Below are 19,550 nucleotides of genomic sequence, written 5' to 3'. Positions count from 1 at the left end.
ATGTGGCGATACGTGGCGGGCGCAGCGGCAGCGCTGCTGATGGTGGCAGCGGGTCTGGTGTTGTTCAACGCGCGGGCCCGGCCGGATCCTGTGCTTCCCGAGCAACCCCTCTCCGTGCCGGCGCAAGCTGCTGCCGCCGGTGATGACCCGCTGCCGGACGCCGCGCCTGAAGCCTCGCAGCGCGCTCGCGAGGAGAAGCGGTTCGACCGCTATGACAAGGATCGGGACGGCCGGATTACCCGGGACGAGTATCTTCTCCAGCGCCGCAAGGCTTACGCGAAGCTGGACACCAATGGCGACGGGCGGCTGTCCTTCGACGAATGGGCTGCCAAAACGGTGACCAAGTTCACCGGCGCCGATGCGGACAAATCAGGCTCCGTGACCCGAACCGAATTTGCGACCACCGCGCCCAAGCGGAAGGCGCGTCCACGCGTGAACTGCCCGCCCGCGACGCCGGCCGTCCGCAACGACGAGGGCTAGGCGGCCCAGGTCGCGAAAGCGGCGCGAGCGCGGTCAGTGTACATGCGCTTGCGATCCGCCTTCTTGGTCCGGCCCTCGATCGGCGGGAACAGCCCGAAGTTGACGTTCATCGGCTGGAACGTCGCGGCCTCGGCATCGCCTGTGACGTGCGCCAGCAGCGCGCCGAGGGCCGTTTCGCGCGGCGGTGGCGCGAGCGTGCGGCCGCCAAGCTCGGCTGCCCAGAAGCGGCCGGCGATCAAGCCGATTGCGGCACTCTCGATATAGCCTTCGCAGCCCGTAATCTGACCCGCGAACCGTAGCGACGGACGTGAGCGGAGGCGCAGCGTCCGGTCGAGCAACTCGGGCGAGCGAATAAAGGTGTTGCGGTGAAGGCCGCCCAGTCGCGCGAACTCCGCGTTCTCCAGCCCGGGGATGGTGCGGAACAGGCGGACCTGCTCGGCATGGCGAAGCTTGGTCTGAAAGCCAACGATGTTCCACAGGGTTCCAGCCGCATTATCCTGGCGCAGCTGCACCACCGCATATGGCCAGCGGCCGGTACGCGGGTCATCCAGGCCGACGCCCTTCATCGGCCCGAAGCGGAGCGTGTCGACCCCGCGTTCGGCCATGACTTCGATCGGCATGCACCCGTCGAAGTATGGCGTGTCGCGCTCCCATTCGCGGAACTCGGTCTTCTCGCCCTCAATCAGTCCCTGGTGAAAGGCGACATACTCGTCCTTGGTCAGCGGGCAATTGATATAGTCATGCCCGTCGCCCTTGTTCCAGCGGCTCTGGAACCAGGCGACGTCCGTGTTGATCGAGTCGCGATGCACGATGGGCGCGATCGCGTCGAAGAAGGCGAGCGCGTCACGCCCGGTTTCCGCGCCGATGCTGCCGGCCAGCGAGGGCGCGGTGAGGGGGCCGGTAGCGATGATGGCAGGCCCGTCGGGCAGCACGTCCACCCGCTCACGCACGATGGAGATGTTCGGGTGCGCTGCAAGCGTGGCCGTGACGCCTGCCGAAAAGCCGTCCCGGTCGACAGCCAATGCGGAGCCGGCGGGCACGCGGTGCCGGTCACCCTCCGTCATGATCAGCGACCCGAGCCCACGCATCTCCTGATGCAGCAGGCCCACCGCGTTCGACTCGGCGTCGTCAGAACGGAAGCTGTTCGAGCAGACAAGTTCGGCCAAGTGGTCGGTGTGATGAGCCGCGGTCTGCTCGCCGCTGCCCCGCATCTCGGACAGGCGGACCTTCAGCCCCGCCTGAGCAAGCTGCCACGCGGCCTCGGAACCGGCGAGGCCGCCGCCGATGACATGAATATCGTGCATCCGCAGCGCCATGCCGGGTCGCCGCCAAGGATGCAACACGGGTGGAAGGGTGCCCCGCGAACCCGTCGCGGGGCTGGCCATCTCAGCCCAGGATTGGTCGCTCGCCCAGCGGCACCACCGTACGTCCGAACGTGGCATTGGTGACGATGCCAAAGCTGCCGTACATCGCCAGCGACCCACAGATCAGCCCGAGCCAGCCGCCCAGGTGCGTAAGCGACGTATTGCCGGTCATGCTGCCTAGACCCAGGAGCAGAAAGGTGACCCACAGCGTCAAGAAGATCGCGAAGAGGACCCGCGAAAGCCGGAATGTGCCGATCCAGAGGTACAGCGTCAGCACGCCCCACAGCAGCAGCGCAACCCCGACCGTCGGCCCTGCCTTGCTGATGTCGATCACGCCATTGCCCGCGAACAGCAAGAGCAGCGCAAACCACCACCAGAACGCGCCATAACTGCAAAACGCGGTCGCGCCGAAGGTGTTGGCGACCCGGAATTCGGCAAGTCCGGCGATGATTTGCATCAGCCCGCCAAAGGTGAGCGCCAGCGGCAACACGACCGGCTCGCCCCCGGCCGGAAGCACGCCCGCGTTGATCAGGCTCAGCAACACGGTTGTCAGCCCGAACGCCACAAGCCCAAGTGCGGCGGGATTAGCAGCCGGCACGGTAACGCTGGCATCGGTCATAGGCAGTTCCTCTCCTGTGGCGCGCGTTGGTCGCGCTACCATTCAGGGGAGGCTAGCGGTCGCGTCGCCAATAGCAACCGCCAGCCAAACGGGTGATCATCCCGTCACGGGAAGCCGTACCGCGCCATCGTCGTCCCGCTCCAGGGGGGAGTAGGCCACTACCGTATCCAGGCGCAGCACACCGTAGAGGTGCGGGAACTGGTCGCCCCCGCGCGCCTGCTCCCAACGCAAGGCGTCGCCCTGCGCGTCGACGTCGACGGCGGCGACGTGCAGGTCGACCTGTTCGCCATAATGCTTGTCCACGGTCGCGGTCAGCTGCTCGGCGGTGGACAGGTGGATATAGCCGTCCTCACGATCCACCGCGGACCCGCCAAACTCGCCGTCCCGCTCCAATGAAGCCATCTCATTCGCGGTCAGGACTTTGTAGGCGGTAGTAGGGTGGCTCACGCATCGTCTCCCGTCTCGTCAACCGCTTCGTTCATCGTCTGCGGCCCGGTGCCATCATCGACAACGAGCTGATCCTCGGCGGCAACGGGAGGCTCTTCGCCCCGTTCTGTTGCTACGATTGCCTCTGCCTCGTTCTCGGGCGCTTCCTCCTCGTCGATGCGGGCGGCCGACACGACATGCTCGTCCTTGGCCACGTCGAACAGGCGAACGCCCTGTGAGGAACGTCCGATCACGCGCGTGTCGCCCACCGAAAGGCGGATCAGCTTGGCCTGGTCAGTCACCAGCATCAGCTGTTCGCCATTGTGCGCCGGGAAGCTCGCCACCACGGGGCCGTTGCGATCAGAGGACACGATGTTGGTGATGCCCTGTCCGCCGCGTCCGGTGCGGCGGTACTCGAAGGCGCTGGTGCGCTTGCCATAGCCGTTTGCGGTCAGCGTCAGGATGAATTCCTCCGCTTCGGTCATCGCGGCCATGACGGCGGCGTCGAGGGTCGCCTCGCGTTCGCCTTCCTTCCACGGAGCAGCCTTCAGGTAAGCGTCGCGCTGCTCCATCGTGAACGGCGTTCCCTTCAGAATCGACAGGGAGATCACCTCGTCACCCGCGGCCAGATTGATGCCTCTCACGCCGGTCGACGTGCGGCTCTGGAACTCACGCACCTCGGTCGCGCCAAAGCGGATCGCCTTGCCCGCCCGGGTGGCGAGCAGCACGTCATCCTCCTCGGTCAGCAGCGCCACGCCGATCAGCCGGTCCTCGCTGTCATCCTCGAAACGCATGGCGAGCTTGCCGTTGGACGGAATGTTGGCGAACGCGTCCATGCTGTTGCGCCGAACGGTGCCGTTGCCGGTCGCGAACATGACGTGGAGTTCGCCCCACTTCGCCTCATCCTCGGGCAGGGGAAGCACGGTCGAGATCGTCTCACCGGGGCCGAGCGGCAGCAGGTTGACCATTGGCCGCCCTCGTGTCGCTGGCCCGCCTTCGGGCAGGCGCCAGACCTTCATCCGGTACACCTTGCCCGCCGTAGAGAAGAACAGCACGGGCGTATGGGTGGACGTGACGAACAGGTTGGTGACCGCGTCTTCGTCCTTGGTCGCCATGCCAGCGCGGCCCTTGCCACCGCGGCGCTGCGCGCGGAAGGTATCGAGCGGCGTGCGCTTGATATAGCCTTCCATCGTCACCGTGACGACCATGTCCTCGCGCTCGATCAGGTCCTCGTCGTCTATCCCATCGGCAGCCGCTGCAATCTCCGAGCGGCGTGGGGTCGCGAACTGGTCACGGATCGCGACCAACTCGCCGCGCATGACTTCGTAGAGCTTCACCCGGTCTGCCAGAATCGCGAGCAAGTCACCGATCGTCGTCGCGAGTTGACCCAGTTCCTCGCCGATCTCGTCCCGGCCAAGCGCTGTCAGTCGGTGGAGGCGCAGGTCCAGGATCGCCTTCACCTGGATCTCGGACAGGCGATAGGTCTCGCCCGAGGACTCGCTTTCCAGCGCTTCCACCAGCCGCAGGTAAGGGGCAATCTGGTCGATCGGCCATTCGCGGTCCAACAAGGCCTGCCGCGCCGCGGCGGGGCTAGCCGACCCGCGGATGATCCGCACCACTTCGTCCAGATTGGTGACCGCGATGACGAGGCCAAGCAAGATGTGAGCGCGGTCGCGCGCCTTTGCGAGTTCGAACTTGGAGCGGCGGGTGATGACCTGCTCGCGGAATTGCACAAACGCCTGGATGATCTCGCGCAGGTTCAGCAGCTCGGGCCGGCCGCCACGGATTGCGAGCATGTTGGCCGGGAAGCTCGACTGGGCGGGCGTGTGCCGCCACAGTTGGTTCAGCACCACCTCCGCCGTCGCATCCCGCTTCAGGTCAATGACGATGCGCACGCCTTCGCGGTTCGATTCGTCGCGAATGTCGCTGATGCCCTCGATCCGCTTCTCCTTCGCGGCATCGGCAATCTTCTCAACCAGGCCGTTCTTACCGGTCTGGTACGGGATCTCGGTCAGGATGATCGATTGGCGGTCGCCGCGACCCGTCTCGATGGTATGGCGCGAGCGGACGATGATGGAGCCGCGGCCGGTGTTGTAGGCGGAGCGCGCGCCCGCCTTGCCCAGGATGATGGCACCTGTCGGGAAGTCGGGACCCGGAACGATCTCCATCAACTCTTCAGAGCTGATGGCGCCGTTCTCCATATACGCGAGACACGCGTCGATGACTTCGCCAAGATTATGCGGCGGGATGTTGGTCGCCATGCCGACCGCGATGCCGCCTGCGCCGTTGACCAGCAGGTTGGGAAATGCGGCGGGCAGCACCTGTGGCTCCCGCTCGGACGCGTCGTAGTTGGGCGTAAAGTCGACCGTGTCCTTGTCGAGGTCATCGAGCAGCGCATTGGCCACCCGCGCGAGCCGCGCCTCCGTGTACCGCATGGCGGCGGGCGGATCCGGATCCATGGAGCCGAAATTGCCCTGGCCGTCGATCAACGGCACTCGCATCGACCAATCCTGCGCCATGCGGGCGAGGGCATCATAGATGGCAGTGTCGCCGTGCGGGTGATATTTACCCATCACGTCACCGACGATGCGGGCGGACTTGCGATAGGGGCGTCCCGCGACAAACCCGCTTTCCGCAGCCGAGTACAGGATGCGGCGGTGAACGGGTTTCAGGCCATCACGCACGTCGGGCAGTGCACGCGCGACGATGACGCTCATCGCGTAATCGAGATAGCTCGCCTTCATCTCGTCGACGATGGAGATTGGGGCGATATCGGGAGTATCGGCGAGGGTAGTCGTCTCGTCGGCCAACGCAAATTCCTGTGTGTGATTCAGCTCGGTATGTAAGCACTGGTGACACGATTGTCACGCGCGCGCCCGCGCGTACGCGCCCACGCGGGAGACAATAGAGTCAGGTCAGGGCGTGATCTCCGCTCCGTCCCAGCCGAAGATCCTGCCGCTGTCCGGCGCCTTCAGTCCGTCGATGACGTCGAGCAGTTGGACGGCCGCGCGGCCAGGGGCGAACAGTTGGTCCGCCCGCACGTTTGCCTGGAAGGGTTCGGACAGGCGCGTGTCGACCGTACCCGGATGCAGCGCGACCACGATCGAACGATCGTTCCGCCGCTTCTCCTCGATGCTGACCGTTCGCACCAGTTGGTTCAGCGCGGCCTTGCTGGCCCGATAGCTGTACCAGCCGCCCAGGCGATTATCGCCGATCGAGCCGACGCGGGCGGACAGAACCGCAAATACGCAGCGCCCGGTTTTCGGCATCCGCGGCAGGAAGTGCTTGGCGACCAGCGCCGGCCCGATCGCGTTGACAGCGAAGGTCCGCGCAAGCCAGTCGGCGTCGAGCTCCCGCATCGACTTCTCCGGGCCTCGCTCGCCCTCGTGGAGCACTCCTGTTGCAACGATCACCAGGGTTGGTGGGGCCTTCAGGCTGTCAGCCGCAGCAGTGATGCTCTTCTCGTCGAGGATGTCGAGTTCGGGACGCGAGAAAGCTCGAACGGTGGTGCCTTCCTCCTCGAGCGCTTCCACCAGAGCCCGCCCGATACCGCCGGACGCGCCGATAACGACGGCACTCATCGGCGAACGAACCGCCAAAGGTTTCCGGTGCTCGCGTCGGCGTCATACGCATAGCCATTGGTGTCGAAGGCTTCCATGCCGTCAAGTTCCGTTACCCCATGTTCGACCATCCAGCGTGCCACCATGCCCCGTGCGCGCTTCGCGTGAAAGCTGACGAACCGACCGTCAGCCTCTCGAAAATCCACTGCGATGACGCGAACGTCGGCAGGCAGCTGGCCATTCACCGCAGCCCAATATTCTTGGCTCGCAAGGTTCAGCACGACCCTCGAACCTTCTGCTTCGATATCTTGGGCAAGCAATCTCGCGACACGATCAGCCCACCAGTCGGTCAGCTTGGCTTTCCGCGGAGCCCATCGCGTTCCCATCTCAAGTCGATGCGGCCGGATAACATCGAGCGGGCGTAACAGCCCGTACAGGCCCGACAACATCCGTAGGTGATCCTGCGCAAAAGCGATCTGCGCGTCGTCCAGCGTGTATGCGTCGAGGCCGGTATAAACGTCGCCGGCGAAGGCGAACATGGCCGCACGCTCCGGCGCATCGGCATACCCCTTGAACCGATCGCTGTTCAGCTTCGCCAGTGCAGGGCTGATCGCCATCAGGGACGACAGGCGCTTCTGGCTCAGGCGGGCCGCAGCATGCGCCAGCGTCGCGGCCTCGTTCTCGAACCGAGGGCGGGTCGCCTCGTTCGTGGAAACCTGCGAATCATAGTCGAGCGTTTTGGCGGGTGAAATTACAGCGATCATGCCGTCACGCGCCTACAGTCGGGCGGCCCACCGTTCAATTGCCGTTCAGCGCGTCGCCAGCAGGGAACCGGTGATCGGCTGGTCGCTTGAACAGGGCGGGGCAGGGCTATAGATGCCGCCCGTCCCGATCAGGCGGCCTGCCTTGCACCAGGAGAGTTTCACGATGAAATCGATGTCCCAGCTCGCGCTCGCGGCGGCGCTTACCGCCGGCCTCGCGACGCCGGCGTTCCTGGCGCCTGCCGTCGCTGCAAAGAAGGAAGCGCCCGGCCCCAAGTTCAGCCCAGAGTTCCTGAAGGCCGCGCAGCCTGCACAGGCCGCGATTCAGGCCAAGGACTGGGCAACGGCCGAGACGCAGGTGGCGGCGGCCGAGGCTGCGGCCAAGAACGACGACGAGAAGTACACGGTCGCAGCCCTGCGCTATGATTTTGAACAGAACCGCATTGCTGCCCAGCGTGCCGCTAACCCGAACGCGCCGGTGGACGAGGCAAAGCTGGTTGCACCGATGCAGGCCCTGCTTGCGAACGCGCAGACCCCCGCCGATGCAAAGGCGCGCTATACCTTCCGCCTCGGCTCGATCGCCTACAGCCGCAACCAGTTCGCCGTGGCTCAGCAATATCTGAGCCAGGCACAGCAAATGGGCTACAAGGACGAGAACCTGCCACTGCTCATCGCGCAGTCGAAGGTAGGCGCGGGCGACGTCCGGGGTGGCCTCGCCGCGCTCGACCAGGTGATCCAGCAGTCCACGGCGGCCGGTCAGAAGGCTCCCGAGAACTACTACAAGTACGCGTTCTCCAAGGCGAACGCGGCCAAGATGCGTCCGGAGGCCGTAAGCTGGCTGGCTCGCTATGCCGCTGCTTATCCTACCAAAGAAGTCTGGCGCGCGGTTATACTTAACTACGGCCTGCAGCAGGGCTCGATCGCGACGCCTGATCGCGACCAGAAGCTTGACCTTTACCGGCTTCTGCGTGCGACCGGCGGCCTGGCCGACCAGTCCTTGTATTCGGAATATGCGTTTGCCGCGAAGGATCGCGGGCTCCCGGCCGAATATCTGAGCGTACTGCAGGAAGGCATCGCGAGCGGCAAGCTGCCGGCGTCCAGCGCGGCGGTGAAGGCGCAGCTGGCCGATGCACAGCGGCAGAGCAAGGCCGAAGGATCGCTGGCGCCGCTCGACACCCGCTCGCGCGCGGCCGCCGACGGCAAGCTCGCGATGCAGACGGCCGACGCTTACCTGAACCAGAGCCAGTGGGCCAAGGCGGCCGACCTGTACAAGGTGGCGCTGAGCAAGGGCGGCGTGGATGCCGACACGGTGCAGACACGCCTGGGTATCGCACTCGCTCGCTCGGGCGACAAGGCGGGCGCGCAGGCTGCTTTCGGGGCGGTAAAGGGTCAGCCCCGCGCGGAGATCGCGCAGCTGTGGACGGCTTACGTCAGTCAGTCCGCGGCCTGATTGATCTGAACGACGACAACGCCCGCGTGGGAGATCTCACGCGGGCGTTGCTGTGTCTGGCCCTAGTCGACTGTGACTGGAATGCCCGAGATCGACTTTGCCGTCCGGATCGTCAGCGACGTTTTCACGCTGGCGACGTTCGGTGCGGGGGTCAGATGCGTGGTCAGAATCTCCTGAAAGCTTTTTAGGTCGGCCGCGACAATTTTCAGGATGAAGTCGATTTCCCCGTTGAGCATGTGGCACTCACGCACCTCGGCTATTCCGGCTACGTGATCCTCAAAGGCCGCCAGGTCATGCTCGGCCTGGCTGCGCAGTGACACCATAGCAAATACCGTGATCGGGAACCCCAGGCGCGCAGGGTCGAGATCGGCGTGATAACCGCGGATTGCCCCCGCCTCTTCAAGCGCACGAACCCGCCGCAGGCACGGCGGGGCGGTCAAGCCCACCTGCTCGGCGAGGTCGACATTGGTCATGCGCCCGTCCTCCTGCAGCAGTGAGAGGATGTGACGGTCGATACGATCGAGCGGCATAGCGTTTATTATTCCGGACAGTGATGAAATGACGCCGAAGCGTGACGCCCCGATAAGATAATTGCGGCAAAACGCAATTGTCCCACATCGCGACAGGGCCGAATTGCCGGTTCCTCATCGCCCATGGTGCGGGTAGGGGGCTTGATGACGCGGGGCGACAGGCGCCGTGACAGCAGGATAGCAACCAGCCCCGTGCGCTTCGACGACAGCCTTTCCACCGTGCTTTCCGCCGACGCCAGCACCGGGTTCGGCGCTGCGGCGACGTGGCGTCAGTTGGTGGATCTGATCGGGCGTGGCCGGGCAGCACCGGACGAGCCCGCGCTCGCCAGGCTACGCCTGCTACGCCAGGCCGTGCCGTCATCTGTCCGGGCCGCGAGCGCGAGGGCGCTGGCTTTCGCGGAGCCTGACGCTGCATTGGTGGGGCTGTTTGCCGAGGACGATCTGGCAATCTCCGCGCCTATCCTCCGGACGGCGCAGATTGATCCTGCGGACTGGATTGCGCTGCTTCCCCGGCTCAGCCCGGCGCAGCGTTCGGTTCTGCGCCATCGCCGTGACCTGGCCGCCGAAGTCGTGCGCGCGCTGGCAAGCTTTGGCTCCGTCGACTTCGTGCTTGAAGGGACGCCGGCCGTTCCGACCGGAGAGAACGATGACGATCGTCCAGTCCCGCCTGACCGCTCGCCCATCTTCATTGCCGAGACCGTCGGGGCCGACCCCGAGGTCGCAGTATCGAGCGACGCTGTCGAGCGCGATCAACCCGCGCCGACGCCGCCGTCAGACACGCCGCTGAGCGAAACGCCCTTCGTCGCGCTGGGGCAGGTCGCCTTCGGCCTGCCTGTCGTGGCAGAAGCCCTGCGCCGGACGGATGTTCCGCCACCGCCGCTCCCAACGCCCGGACGATCCGGCTATGCCATATCCGACCTGGTCGCCCGGATTGAGGCGTTCACCAAGCGGCGCGACGAGATTGGCGGCGAGCCGGAGCCTGGATTCGCAGCACCGGCGCCGTCGGAGAAGTTCTCATTCCGCGCTGATGAGACCGGCCTCGTCCGGTGGGTGGAGGGTATTCCGCGGGCAGCGCTGATCGGGCTCAGCCTGGCTCATGGCGGTCCACAGGGGCTGGCAAGGGTCGATGGAGGGGTGACGGGCGCCTTTCGTCGTCGGTCCCGCTTTACGGACGCGCGTCTGGCTTTGGATGGTGGGGGAAGCGCTGCGGGGGCTTGGCGCGTGAGCGGCATGCCGATGTTCGATCCCGATACCGGACGCTTCACCGGCTATCATGGCCAGGGAAGGCGACCGCGCTCTGACGAAATGGCTGAGCCCCAACGCCGGGCCGGCGCGGCCGGTGCGGAGTCCCTCAGGCAACTCGTCCACGAACTCAGGACGCCGACCAACGCGATTGCTGGCTTTGCCGAGCTGATCGAAAGCCAGCTCCTCGGCCCAGTTTCCCCGACGTATCGCACGCGTGCGGGCGCCATACGCGCTCATGCGGCCGATCTGGTCGCGGCGATCGAAGACCTGGACACGGCAGCTCGCATCGATGGCGATGCGCTGGAGCTTCGGGCCGCAACCATTGACCTTGCTCGCCTTGTCGACCGCGTGCTGGCCGACCTCGTCCCGCTTGCGGAGTTGCGGGGCGTCGAGACGTGGGTGGCTGCGGAAAGCGACCTCCCGCTGGTCGCGGCGGATGATCGCGCGCTAGAACGGCTGGTCGGACGGCTCCTGTCGACGGTCCTGTCCGCAGGCGCGGCGGGAGAGCGGCTGGAGTGCTCCCTGGGCAGCGTGGCAGGTATGGTGACATTGGCGATGGATCGGCCTCGGGCGTTGTTACTGGAGGAGGAGAGCGTCGACGCGGCGCTTCTCGCCATCGACCAGCACGACGGGGAGGGTGCTGCGGGCGCGCCGTTGCTGGGCGTTGGGTTCGCGCTGCGGCTGGCCCGTAACCTGGCCGCGGAGCTGGGGGGCGAGCTGGTGATCGATCAGGATCGCTTGACATTGCGATTGCCGGCCGCCTTGAATCTGGAGATGGGGCAAGCGACGAACCTGTGACGTGACGAACGGCGCGGGCCAACGTCCCTTTCGCCCGCGGCCGCCGCGGCCTGTCGACCTGATCCGCTGGCCCGATGGGTTTGGCACTCGGTTTGCGGTCTTCTGCGACGTGGAGGAGGAGTTCGACTGGAGCGCGCCATTCTCGCGCGCCGCACAGTCGACATCGGCCATGGCGGCATTTCCCGCCGCCTATCTCCGGTTCGCCTCGCTTGGCATACCGCTCACCTGCATGGTCGACTATCCGGTCGCGACCGATCCCGCCGCGGTGGACGTGCTCCGTCGTGCTCTGGCGGACGGTCGCTCCGCGGTCGGGGCGCAGCTTCACCCCTGGGTCACTCCGCCATTCGACGAGCCTCTGTCGCCTGCCAATAGCTATGGAGGCAATCTCGCGCCTTCGCTGGAAGCTGCCAAGATCGATGCGTTGACGAGCGCGCTGACGAAGGCCTTTGGTCAGGAGCCGCTTGCTTTTCGGGCAGGCCGCTATGGCTTGGGACCTTCAACGATCGGGCTGCTGCGGGAGCGAGGGTACCGGCTCGATACGTCGGTCCGGGCCCGCTACGATTATGGCGCGGTTGGTGGGCCGGATTTCCGCGTCATCGGCAATGCGGCATATCGCTGGGATGGCCTGATCGAGCTGCCATTTTCGACGGTCTTCACGGGCCGCCTCCGACAGATGGGCCCCTGGCTGCACCGCGCAGCTACGCAGCTCCCTCACGGCCCCGGTGCGCTCGCCCGTTTGGGGCTGGCCAATCGGGTTTCGCTGACCCCGGAGGACATGCCGATCAAGGAAGTGCTACACGCGATCGAAGTTGCCGTGGCAGGAGGCGAGCGGCTGCTTACCTTCTCGTTCCACTCGCCTTCGCTCGTGCCCGGCCACACGCCGTTCGTGCGCGACGCGGCAGATCTGCGCCGTTTCTGGGCGTGGTGGGACGCGGTGGCGAACCGCCTGGACCAGCTACACGTACGGGCCGCCACCCTTGACGAGATTCTGCAGGCAGCAGCTTAAGCGGCGCCGAACCCTCGGGCGATCCGCCGTTCTTCACATCTAGCCGCGCCGAAGGCGTCGGTCATCGCGGCCAGTGCTGCGCCAAGATCGTGGCGCTCGCCGCACAGGAATATGTCGACGGCAGCATAGCCGTGTTCGGGCCAGGTATGGATGGAGATGTGCGATTCAGCGAGGAGCGCCACGCCGGTGATGCCCATGCCCTCGCCGAACCCATGCAGGCGCAGGTCGAGCAGGGTCGCACCAGCAGCGCTGACGGCAGCCCGTAACGCAGCGTCCACGGCCTTGATATCGGCGAGCCTGGAGCAACCATAAAGGTCGGCCAGCAAGTGAGTGCCCGTCGGCGATGCGCCGCTCATGTCAGCGCCGAAACATGGGGGTGGTTCAGGTGGGCCATGGCCTCCTCCGCGGCCCGGGTCCCATGCCAATGCGCTTCCTCGAAGATCGACATGCCGCTGAGGTCCGAATGCGCGAAGAACAAGGGCGGTCGGGGCTTCGCCGCCGCCTCTCGCTCACCATTCCACAGGAGCCCCGGCGTCGGCCGGATCATGGCGTGACCCCATCGCCAGATGTCGATCCGGCGAATAGTGCCCGCGAGATCCGGGTTGGTCTGGATCAGGTCGTCGCGCACCATCGCCTGCCAGTACTCCAGCGGCTTGGCCAGCAACTCCCGCCGCGCATCGGCAGGTGCCACGTCAGACAGCGGGAGATACCACGTCAACACGGTCGCCCCAGGCTTCGGGTCGAGCCCTTGATGCGTCGCAACCACATAGCCGAGGGAACGACTGGTCCAGGAAACATTGTCCCAAGCAAGGCCGAAGCCGGGGCCGCCCGGCGCCCGATCGACCGTGACATTGGCGACCAGCCAAGGCGCGTATTCGAAGTTTCCAGCACCCGCAGACCCGCCTTGGACCAGCCGCCTCGTGATGAAGTGTGGGGTGGCCACGACTGCGGCATTCGCGATCAGCCGTACGCTCTGCTTTGTTGCTTCGTCATAGCTGTCCACGACCGCCTTGGTGCCCTCGTTCCGGACCCGGTACACGGTCCGGCCCTTCTCAATGTGTCCTGCAAGCCGAGCGGCCATCCGCCCCGCAAGATAGCCGTTCCCTTCCGGCCAGGTCAGCACAGTGTCACCGTCCGTATTGGCCGCGCTGCCCCGGCGTCCGGCGAAATAATGAATGCCGGCCCAGGCGGAGACCTCAGCCGGTTCAGTCCCATAATCGTCGCGGCAACAATAACGGACATGGGCGCGCAGCACAGGGGACCGCCAACCCTGTTCGTCAAGCCATTGGTTCATGCTAATCGTGTCGAGCGCCAGCAGGTCCGGATCACGGCTGGACAGGGCCATGGGGATCGCGAAGGCTGGGCGTCCCGCCGCATCCCGGCGTCCGGAGAAGCCTTTCATTGTCGCGAAAAAGGCGATCAAATCGTGCCGATCCGTGTCCGACAAGCCGGTCGTCGGGACGAGCCCTTCCTGCCAGCGACCATAGCGAAGCAGCCGCCCCTCCGGATCGCTCGCAAGCTGGTACGGGTCGAATACTGGCTTGTTCGCCTGCCACCCGGTGATGATGCCCAACTGCTCAAGAAGCCGCATGACGCCCTTTGCCTCAGGATTGGGAATGGGCAGGTAATGGGCGCCGAGCGGGAAGGCCGATACCGCATTCCGTCCGGAGCGCGCGTTTCCCCCGGCGCGGTCTTCCAACTCCAGCAGGCGGAACTCTGTTACGCCTGCATCGGCGAGGGCCCATGCCGCCGACAGGCCGGCAATACCGCCGCCGACAATCGCGACGTCGCAATGTTCGACCCGGACCGGCTCCGGGAAGTGCCCGTCGCGCAATCGGTGGCCCCGCACCGCATCTGCTCCGCCCAGCATGCCTGGCGGGAGCGCGTCGGCGCTTTGCCAGGCCACTGCGCCCGTACCAACGGCTGCGGCGCCGGCGACAGATCCGGCGAGCAGGGTGCGACGCGACACCGTCACCTCAGCCCTCCACCCGAGCCCACTCGGCTTCGAACTCACGGACAAGCACCTGGTTGTCGAGCCGGTTCACCGGCGTCGGTCGCCGCGCCATATCGGGAGGAAATGCAAAGGCTAGCCGGTCGGTCACGGCGTTAAGGAACTGCAAGCCGGTCGGCAGCGGCCCGGCGGCGCCGATCGGGGCAGGGGAGGCGAGGTGGAAGCCCCATTCGCCGAAGCTCGGCACGTAGACGTGGTAGCCGCGGCTGAAGAGCCCCGCAGCCTCCAGCGTTGTCGCCACCGTCCAATAGGCACGTGGCGCGACCAGGGGGGAAGTACTCTGGATGCTGGCGACCGCTCGCGGTCCCATCGCGCGGGCAAGCTCGCGGTAGAAGCTGACGGTGTACAGCTTCCCGATCGCGAAATTTGTCGGGTCTGGAAAGTCGACCAGCACCGCGTCGAAGCGGCGCCGGTTCGCCTTCAACCAGCGAAACGCGTCAGCGTTCACGACATGGACGCGCGGATCGGAGAAGGCGTGGTTGTTAAGACCGGCCAGCATGCCGCTGCGTGTGAACAGCGCCGTCATCGCTGGGTCCAGATCGACCAGGGTCACGGAGCGAACCGTCGGGTAGCGCAGGATCTCGCGCACGGCGAGCCCGTCACCCCCGCCCAGCACCAGCACCGCTTGCGGGGTCGCAACGCGGCTAAGCACCGGATGCACCAATGCCTCGTGATATCGATACTCATCCCGCGACGAGAATTGCAGGTTGCCATTCAGGAACAGCCGCAGGTCGCTGCCCCGCTTAGTCACAACAATGCGCTGATAGGGGGTCGACGCCGCGTAAACGATAGGGTCGCCATAGGCCGCCACTTCCGCGAACCGCTGAAGCCGCTCGGACGCGGCGAAACCGACCACCAGCGCTATCGCGACCAGGATCGCGCCGACCAACTCGCCACGCAGCCGGCGGCGGTCGGGCAGCATCGCAATCAGCGCAATCGCAACCGCGACGTTGAGCAGCCCGAACAGGAACCCTGTCCGCATCAACCCCAGGTGCGGCACCAGCAGCAACGGAAACAGCAACGAGGCCGCCAGCGCGCCAACATAGTCAAACGTCAGTACCTTCGCGACCAGGTCGCCGAACTCCAGCCGATCCTTCAGGATGCGCATCAACAGCGGGATTTCGAGCCCGACCAGCGCGCCGATGGCGAGCACCAGCCCGTACAGCGGCAAGCGAAAGTCCTGTACCCGATCGAACAGTAGGAACAACACGGCTGCCGACCCGCCGCCAATTGCTGCGATCAGCACCTCCACCCGGACGAACACCTGCAGCTCGCCACGCTTCACGTACCGCGAGCACCAAGATCCGACGCCCATCGCAAACAGATAGGTGCCGATCACGATCGAGAATTGGGTGACGCTGTCGCCCAGCAGGTAACTCGCCAGGGTGCCGGCCAGCAGTTCGTAGACCAGCCCACACGTCGCGACCACAAAGGCGGAGGCGAGCAGCGCCGCGCCCGCTCGGGTGCCACCAAACCCGCGCGCCGGATCGTCCCTAGCCATGGATTGCCGCGGAAATGATCAGGGCAAGGCCGATCGCAACGGCCCCGGCCAGCGTGGCGACAGCCTGATTGCCCCGGCAGATCTCGCCCCACAGATCGGCCGGGGTGGCCCGATCCCATAGCCAGAAACCGAGCACAAAGATCACGATCCCGATCCCGGCATAAACAAGGGTGGCGAGGAGCACGTCGCTGGTGAGCATGGCGTCAGTCCTTACTTATGGGTGGGGCCACGGGAGCCGTAAAAGAAGAAGGGGCGAGCGCCGGCTTGGGCGAAGGGCGAATAGCCGTTCCGTGCGGCCGACGCATACAGCGCGATCAGCCCGAGGCAGATCAGAGCGTAAAAGATCGAGGACCGGCTCATTCGTCACCATCCTCGTCATCGCTTTGCGGCCAGCCGCGCCGACGTGCCTCATGATGAGCGTGCTTGAACCACAAGATCAAAGGCCACGCGGCGATCAGCACGAGGAACAGGAACAGCAGACCGCCTGTCCCGCCGCCTCGGCGCACCTCCACCGTCACGGGCACCATATCCTGCGGCGGCAAGTCGGCACTGCCGAAAATAGGCGTGAAGCCAGCCGGCGCTGCCTTCGGATCAACCCAGCGGTGCGCCGCGCCGTCGATCACGAGGTCATAGGTGCCGCGCGGGATGCTGCTGAAGCGGACGCCGGGGTCGTTGTCCCCCTCGCTCCACGCCCCATCGCTGTCCCGTCCACTGTAGCGTTCGGCGGTGGCGTATCCGGCATAGCTCTGCTGCGTACGCCGCTCGACCAGCGAGTAGTCGATGTCGAGCCAGCTATTGTTCAGCGTGTCGACGCGGGCGCGAACATGGACCGATTGACGCGCCGAGGGCAGGTCGACGGGGCCGATCACCACATTGTGGCTCTTCTCATCAAAAGGCACATCGATTTGCCGCGTCAGCACCAGCCGATTGCTCGGAGCCGTGATACCGAGGAACAGCAGCACCGCGGCGGCCAGCGCCGCAATCACCAGGGCCTCGCGAAGATTGCGGCGGTAGGGGGAAGGTTCGTCCGCTCGTGGCGTGCTATCCCAGCTTGCCTGCCGCGCCGGGATCCTGAACGCCGCCTCCGCGGTTCCTCGAGCCAGCAGCTTGGATCGAGTCCAGCTGCGCTCGGCTCCGTTTTCCTCGGCCGACAGCATCAGGTTGGGCGCTGCATAGTCGGTGACCTGCACGCGCTCGCCCACCTTCACGCGCCAGTAGAACTCGCCGACCACGAAAGTGACACGCGCTTCATAGGTCGGCCACGTCGGCTCGAACACTTGGCCACCGACGGATAGAGCATTGTCGTCCCATCCGGGCACCCGGTCCAGCAGGCGTCCCAGGCTGAACCGGTCGCCATCGTCAATCAGGAAGGCGTAGCCCTCATATGGATTGAACAACAGATACTCGGACCATGGCTCCTCGCCATCGGTGCGCTCGAGATAGCCCGTGACTTCCCAGGTGACGCCGTCGAGTTCGCCCCGGCTGCCGAGCGGGATCAGCGGACGGTGCAGGGCCCGGTTCGCCTCCACGATGACGCGCAACTCGGGCTGGGTCGCGTCCAGCGTTGACCCGCAATGCTCGCAAACCAGCGACACCGTGGTGCCGGCCGCACGCAGCGCGATCGTGCCACCGCAATTGGGGCAGTTCAGCGTCTTCACCGTAGAGGCGCCCTGGAGCGGCCGGGTCCGGGTTCGCGGCACCGTGCTCATGCGCCGTGCCCCGCGACATAGCGCGGCATCGGCCAGCCTTCGAACTCGCGCAGTCCTGTTGCCCCGATGTCAGCCAGGGTCACGTATCGCCCGGCGTAAGCTTCTACCGTGCCGCCTTCCGCCTGGATGCTGGCTGTTCGTCCATCCGGGCGGTTCAGGTCGACACTGAAGCCTTGCGTGCCAATCGAGGCCGGGGAGGGAAGTTCCCCCTCGCTACCGGCGACCGTCACCGCGCGCGCGTCGGACACTGCATATTCCTCGCCCGCAATGATCGCGATCATGCCCGGGCTTACCTGACCGCCCCGAGCCATTGTCGCGGGTACCTCTCCGGACACGGCCTTTTCCGGCCGCAGCAGCATGAAGCGGCCCATGGACTCACCCAGCCAGCCATGGCTACCGTCGTCGAACAGCATCAGCCATTCGCTCCATCCGCCGTCGTCCCAGCGCCAGCGCACGCGGCCGACCAGCTCAAATCTGTGCGAGCCATCGCGCCCCCGCACGCCGATCTGCAGCGGGCTGACGTCGTCCGGTACCTCGGCCGCCGTGCCGACCAGTTCCAGCGTATCGCCCGTGCGCACCACGGTGCTGCGACAATAGTCGCATACCTTGACGGCCAGGTCGGCCGAGCGGAAGCGCAACGGCGCACCGCAATTGGGGCAGTTGGTCTCGAGCACGAATAAGTCAGCCCATGCGCGCAAGCAACGTCGACTTCTTTGTGTCGAATTCGGCCTGAGTGATCGCGCCCATCTGCAGCAGCTTGTGAAGCCGCTCAATTTGCTCGAACGCATCCTCGCCTGATGATACGGCCGGGGGCGTGGAAGGTGTCGGCGGAACCGGCGGGATCGGCGGCTGGCTGAGCCCTGCGGCCATGCTCTGCCCGATGGCGGCGCCGACTGCGGCGCCGGCCCCGACCCCGGCCACCCCGCCGCCTGATGATGCTGCCGCGTCGATCGCCTCGGCCGTCTGGAAGCGGGTGAACTGGTTCAGGTCGCCTACAACACGCATCGAACTCGCCTTGTCTAGATACTCCTGCACGTTTTCAGGGAGTGAGACGCTTTCGACATAGAAGCTTTGGCAGGCGAGCCCCCATTGAGTGAAGGCGGGCGCCACGGCCTCCCGCAGCCGCTCCGACATTGCCTGTTGGTCGCCTGCCAAATCGACGAAGGCCGTCTCGCCCTTACCGAGCGCACTCGCGAGCGCCGTGCCGATGGCGCTGCGGAGCTGGGGTTCGACATCGCTGGCGCGGATGTGCTCCATGGTGCCCATCAGCTTGGCCGCGAAGATAGCGACGTCGTCGATGCGGAAGGAATAGGAGCCGAAGGCGCGGATGCGCAGCGGGCCGAACTCCTTGTCGCGCACGGTGATTGGCTGGGGCGTACCCCATTTCAGCCCGGCCTGTTCCTTGGTCGTGAAGAAGTACACGTCCGCCTTGAATGGGGAGGCAAAGCCCTTGTCCCAGTTCATCAGGCTGGTGAGCAGCGGCAGGTTGCCCGTATCAAGGGTGTGCAGCCCAGGGCGGAACGCGTCAGCGATCTGCCCTTCCTCATAGAAGAGTGCGACCTGACCTTCGCGGACCGTCAGCTGTGCCCCGTTCTGGATCTCTCGATCCTTCATGAGGTAGCGCAGCGCAAGGTCGCCCGGCTGCTCCGTCCAGTCGATCACGTCGACGAACTGCTTGGACAAGAAATCGAACAAGCCCATCGCATGTCTCCTCGCGGGTGTATTGCCAGCATAAGGCAATGCGGTTCGCGGGCAAGGAAGATCGAAAGCTGGATGGAGCGGGCATCGCGTCGCGGGCAGATGCTTGGGGGTCGCACCTCGGGAGCGGTTGAAGCTTACTTGAGTCTTCATGGAAGGAGATGTCGCGAGCGCGCGCAAACCTAAAACGCCTCAGTCGCGCGACGTCTCGCTACGCTGGTTGGACGCTTTTGCGGGCGGGTGGGGGTGGTGGTGAGGGGGTTGGGGAACTTTTGTCAGAAAAGTGAAATTGTTGGATTGACCTGATTGTGGGTGCTGCGTATATGGCTGTCATCGCGGCGACGGACTGGAAGGTTTGTTTGCTGGGGTCGCAGAAAACCAGGTGCCATGGT

General features: G+C 65.6%; 19 protein-coding genes. 4 read left to right on the top strand and 15 right to left on the bottom strand.

What is annotated here, in order from left to right; genetic code table 11:
* The gene (locus tag FHS94_RS02860; RefSeq protein WP_184055243.1) at nt 1-480 is read left to right on the top strand and encodes an EF-hand domain-containing protein; all 480 of its coding nucleotides are present in this window, start codon (nt 1-3) and stop codon (nt 478-480) included.
* Here the strand turns inward: FHS94_RS02860 and trmFO are convergent.
* The 6 genes from trmFO to FHS94_RS02830 form a co-directional block, all read right to left on the bottom strand.
* Nucleotides 477-1,784, bottom strand: a complete 1,308-nt coding sequence (gene trmFO / locus FHS94_RS02855; protein ID WP_246348330.1) for a methylenetetrahydrofolate--tRNA-(uracil(54)-C(5))-methyltransferase (FADH(2)-oxidizing) TrmFO — start codon at nt 1,782-1,784, stop codon at nt 477-479. The two genes, FHS94_RS02860 and trmFO, sit on opposite strands and share 4 nt — an antisense overlap.
* 82 nt (nt 1,785-1,866) lie before the next feature.
* Nucleotides 1,867-2,463 carry an acetate uptake transporter gene (locus FHS94_RS02850; protein ID WP_184054498.1) on the bottom strand — a complete coding sequence of 199 codons (597 nt, stop codon included), beginning with the start codon at nt 2,461-2,463 and terminating at the stop codon, nt 1,867-1,869.
* Nucleotides 2,464-2,559: 96 nt separating this feature from the next.
* Nucleotides 2,560-2,910 (bottom strand): DUF952 domain-containing protein, encoded by a 351-nt coding sequence (locus tag FHS94_RS02845; RefSeq protein ID WP_343055134.1) that lies wholly within the window; start codon nt 2,908-2,910, stop codon nt 2,560-2,562.
* Complete coding sequence (gene gyrA, locus FHS94_RS02840) at nt 2,907-5,699, bottom strand: DNA gyrase subunit A (protein WP_184054496.1); 2,793 nt, start codon at nt 5,697-5,699, stop codon at nt 2,907-2,909. Before gyrA ends, FHS94_RS02845 begins: the two co-directional genes overlap by 4 nt.
* A 105-nt stretch (nt 5,700-5,804) precedes the next feature.
* Nucleotides 5,805-6,470, bottom strand: a complete 666-nt coding sequence (locus FHS94_RS02835; protein ID WP_184054494.1) for an SDR family NAD(P)-dependent oxidoreductase — start codon at nt 6,468-6,470, stop codon at nt 5,805-5,807.
* Nucleotides 6,467-7,213 carry a YaaA family protein gene (locus FHS94_RS02830; RefSeq protein WP_184054492.1) on the bottom strand — a complete coding sequence of 249 codons (747 nt, stop codon included), beginning with the start codon at nt 7,211-7,213 and terminating at the stop codon, nt 6,467-6,469. Before FHS94_RS02830 ends, FHS94_RS02835 begins: the two co-directional genes overlap by 4 nt.
* A 163-nt stretch (nt 7,214-7,376) precedes the next feature.
* On the opposite strand from FHS94_RS02830, the gene FHS94_RS02825 reads away from it, so the two are divergent.
* Complete coding sequence (locus FHS94_RS02825) at nt 7,377-8,660, top strand: hypothetical protein (RefSeq protein ID WP_184054490.1); 1,284 nt, start codon at nt 7,377-7,379, stop codon at nt 8,658-8,660.
* Between the two features lie 62 nt (nt 8,661-8,722).
* On the opposite strand, the gene FHS94_RS02820 is transcribed toward FHS94_RS02825, so the two are convergent.
* Nucleotides 8,723-9,190, bottom strand: coding sequence for an Lrp/AsnC family transcriptional regulator (locus tag FHS94_RS02820; protein ID WP_184054488.1), 468 nt, complete (start codon nt 9,188-9,190; stop codon nt 8,723-8,725).
* 144 nt (nt 9,191-9,334) lie between these two features.
* On the opposite strand from FHS94_RS02820, the gene FHS94_RS02815 reads away from it, so the two are divergent.
* Together FHS94_RS02815 and FHS94_RS02810 are read left to right on the top strand one after the other, a co-directional pair.
* Nucleotides 9,335-11,233, top strand: a complete 1,899-nt coding sequence (locus FHS94_RS02815; RefSeq protein WP_184054486.1) for a sensor histidine kinase — start codon at nt 9,335-9,337, stop codon at nt 11,231-11,233.
* Nucleotide 11,234: 1 nt separating this feature from the next.
* Nucleotides 11,235-12,239, top strand: a complete 1,005-nt coding sequence (locus tag FHS94_RS02810) for a polysaccharide deacetylase family protein (RefSeq protein WP_343055133.1) — start codon at nt 11,235-11,237, stop codon at nt 12,237-12,239.
* On the opposite strand, the gene speD is transcribed toward FHS94_RS02810, so the two are convergent.
* Genes speD through FHS94_RS02770 form a run of 8 tightly spaced genes read right to left on the bottom strand, consistent with a single transcriptional unit; the run spans nt 12,236 to nt 19,161 of the window.
* On the bottom strand, nt 12,236-12,595 hold the full coding sequence (gene speD / locus FHS94_RS02805; RefSeq protein ID WP_184054484.1) for an adenosylmethionine decarboxylase: 360 nt from the start codon (nt 12,593-12,595) through the stop codon (nt 12,236-12,238). The two genes, FHS94_RS02810 and speD, sit on opposite strands and share 4 nt — an antisense overlap.
* Nucleotides 12,592-14,214 carry an FAD-dependent oxidoreductase gene (locus FHS94_RS02800; protein ID WP_184054482.1) on the bottom strand — a complete coding sequence of 541 codons (1,623 nt, stop codon included), beginning with the start codon at nt 14,212-14,214 and terminating at the stop codon, nt 12,592-12,594. The genes speD and FHS94_RS02800 overlap by 4 nt, the downstream gene beginning before the upstream one ends.
* 1 nt (nt 14,215) lies before the next feature.
* Complete coding sequence (locus tag FHS94_RS02795) at nt 14,216-15,751, bottom strand: polyamine aminopropyltransferase (protein ID WP_184054480.1); 1,536 nt, start codon at nt 15,749-15,751, stop codon at nt 14,216-14,218.
* Complete coding sequence (locus FHS94_RS02790) at nt 15,744-15,950, bottom strand: DUF350 domain-containing protein (protein ID WP_184054478.1); 207 nt, start codon at nt 15,948-15,950, stop codon at nt 15,744-15,746. The genes FHS94_RS02795 and FHS94_RS02790 overlap by 8 nt, the downstream gene beginning before the upstream one ends.
* An 11-nt stretch (nt 15,951-15,961) precedes the next feature.
* The gene (locus FHS94_RS02785; protein WP_184054476.1) at nt 15,962-16,111 is read right to left on the bottom strand and encodes a hypothetical protein; all 150 of its coding nucleotides are present in this window, start codon (nt 16,109-16,111) and stop codon (nt 15,962-15,964) included.
* Nucleotides 16,108-17,460 (bottom strand): DUF4178 domain-containing protein, encoded by a 1,353-nt coding sequence (locus FHS94_RS02780; protein WP_184054474.1) that lies wholly within the window; start codon nt 17,458-17,460, stop codon nt 16,108-16,110. The genes FHS94_RS02785 and FHS94_RS02780 overlap by 4 nt, the downstream gene beginning before the upstream one ends.
* Nucleotides 17,457-18,134 (bottom strand): DUF4178 domain-containing protein, encoded by a 678-nt coding sequence (locus FHS94_RS02775; RefSeq protein WP_184054472.1) that lies wholly within the window; start codon nt 18,132-18,134, stop codon nt 17,457-17,459. The genes FHS94_RS02780 and FHS94_RS02775 overlap by 4 nt, the downstream gene beginning before the upstream one ends.
* Nucleotides 18,135-18,141: 7 nt before the next feature.
* Nucleotides 18,142-19,161: an SPFH domain-containing protein gene (locus FHS94_RS02770; RefSeq protein ID WP_184054470.1), complete on the bottom strand. Its 1,020-nt coding sequence runs from the start codon at nt 19,159-19,161 to the stop codon at nt 18,142-18,144.
* Nucleotides 19,162-19,550: the final 389 nt, after the last annotated feature.

The organism is Sphingomonas aerophila (assembly GCF_014199305.1).
GTDB lineage: Bacteria > Pseudomonadota > Alphaproteobacteria > Sphingomonadales > Sphingomonadaceae > Sphingomonas > Sphingomonas aerophila.
This window is presented reverse-complemented; position numbering and strand designations above follow the sequence as displayed.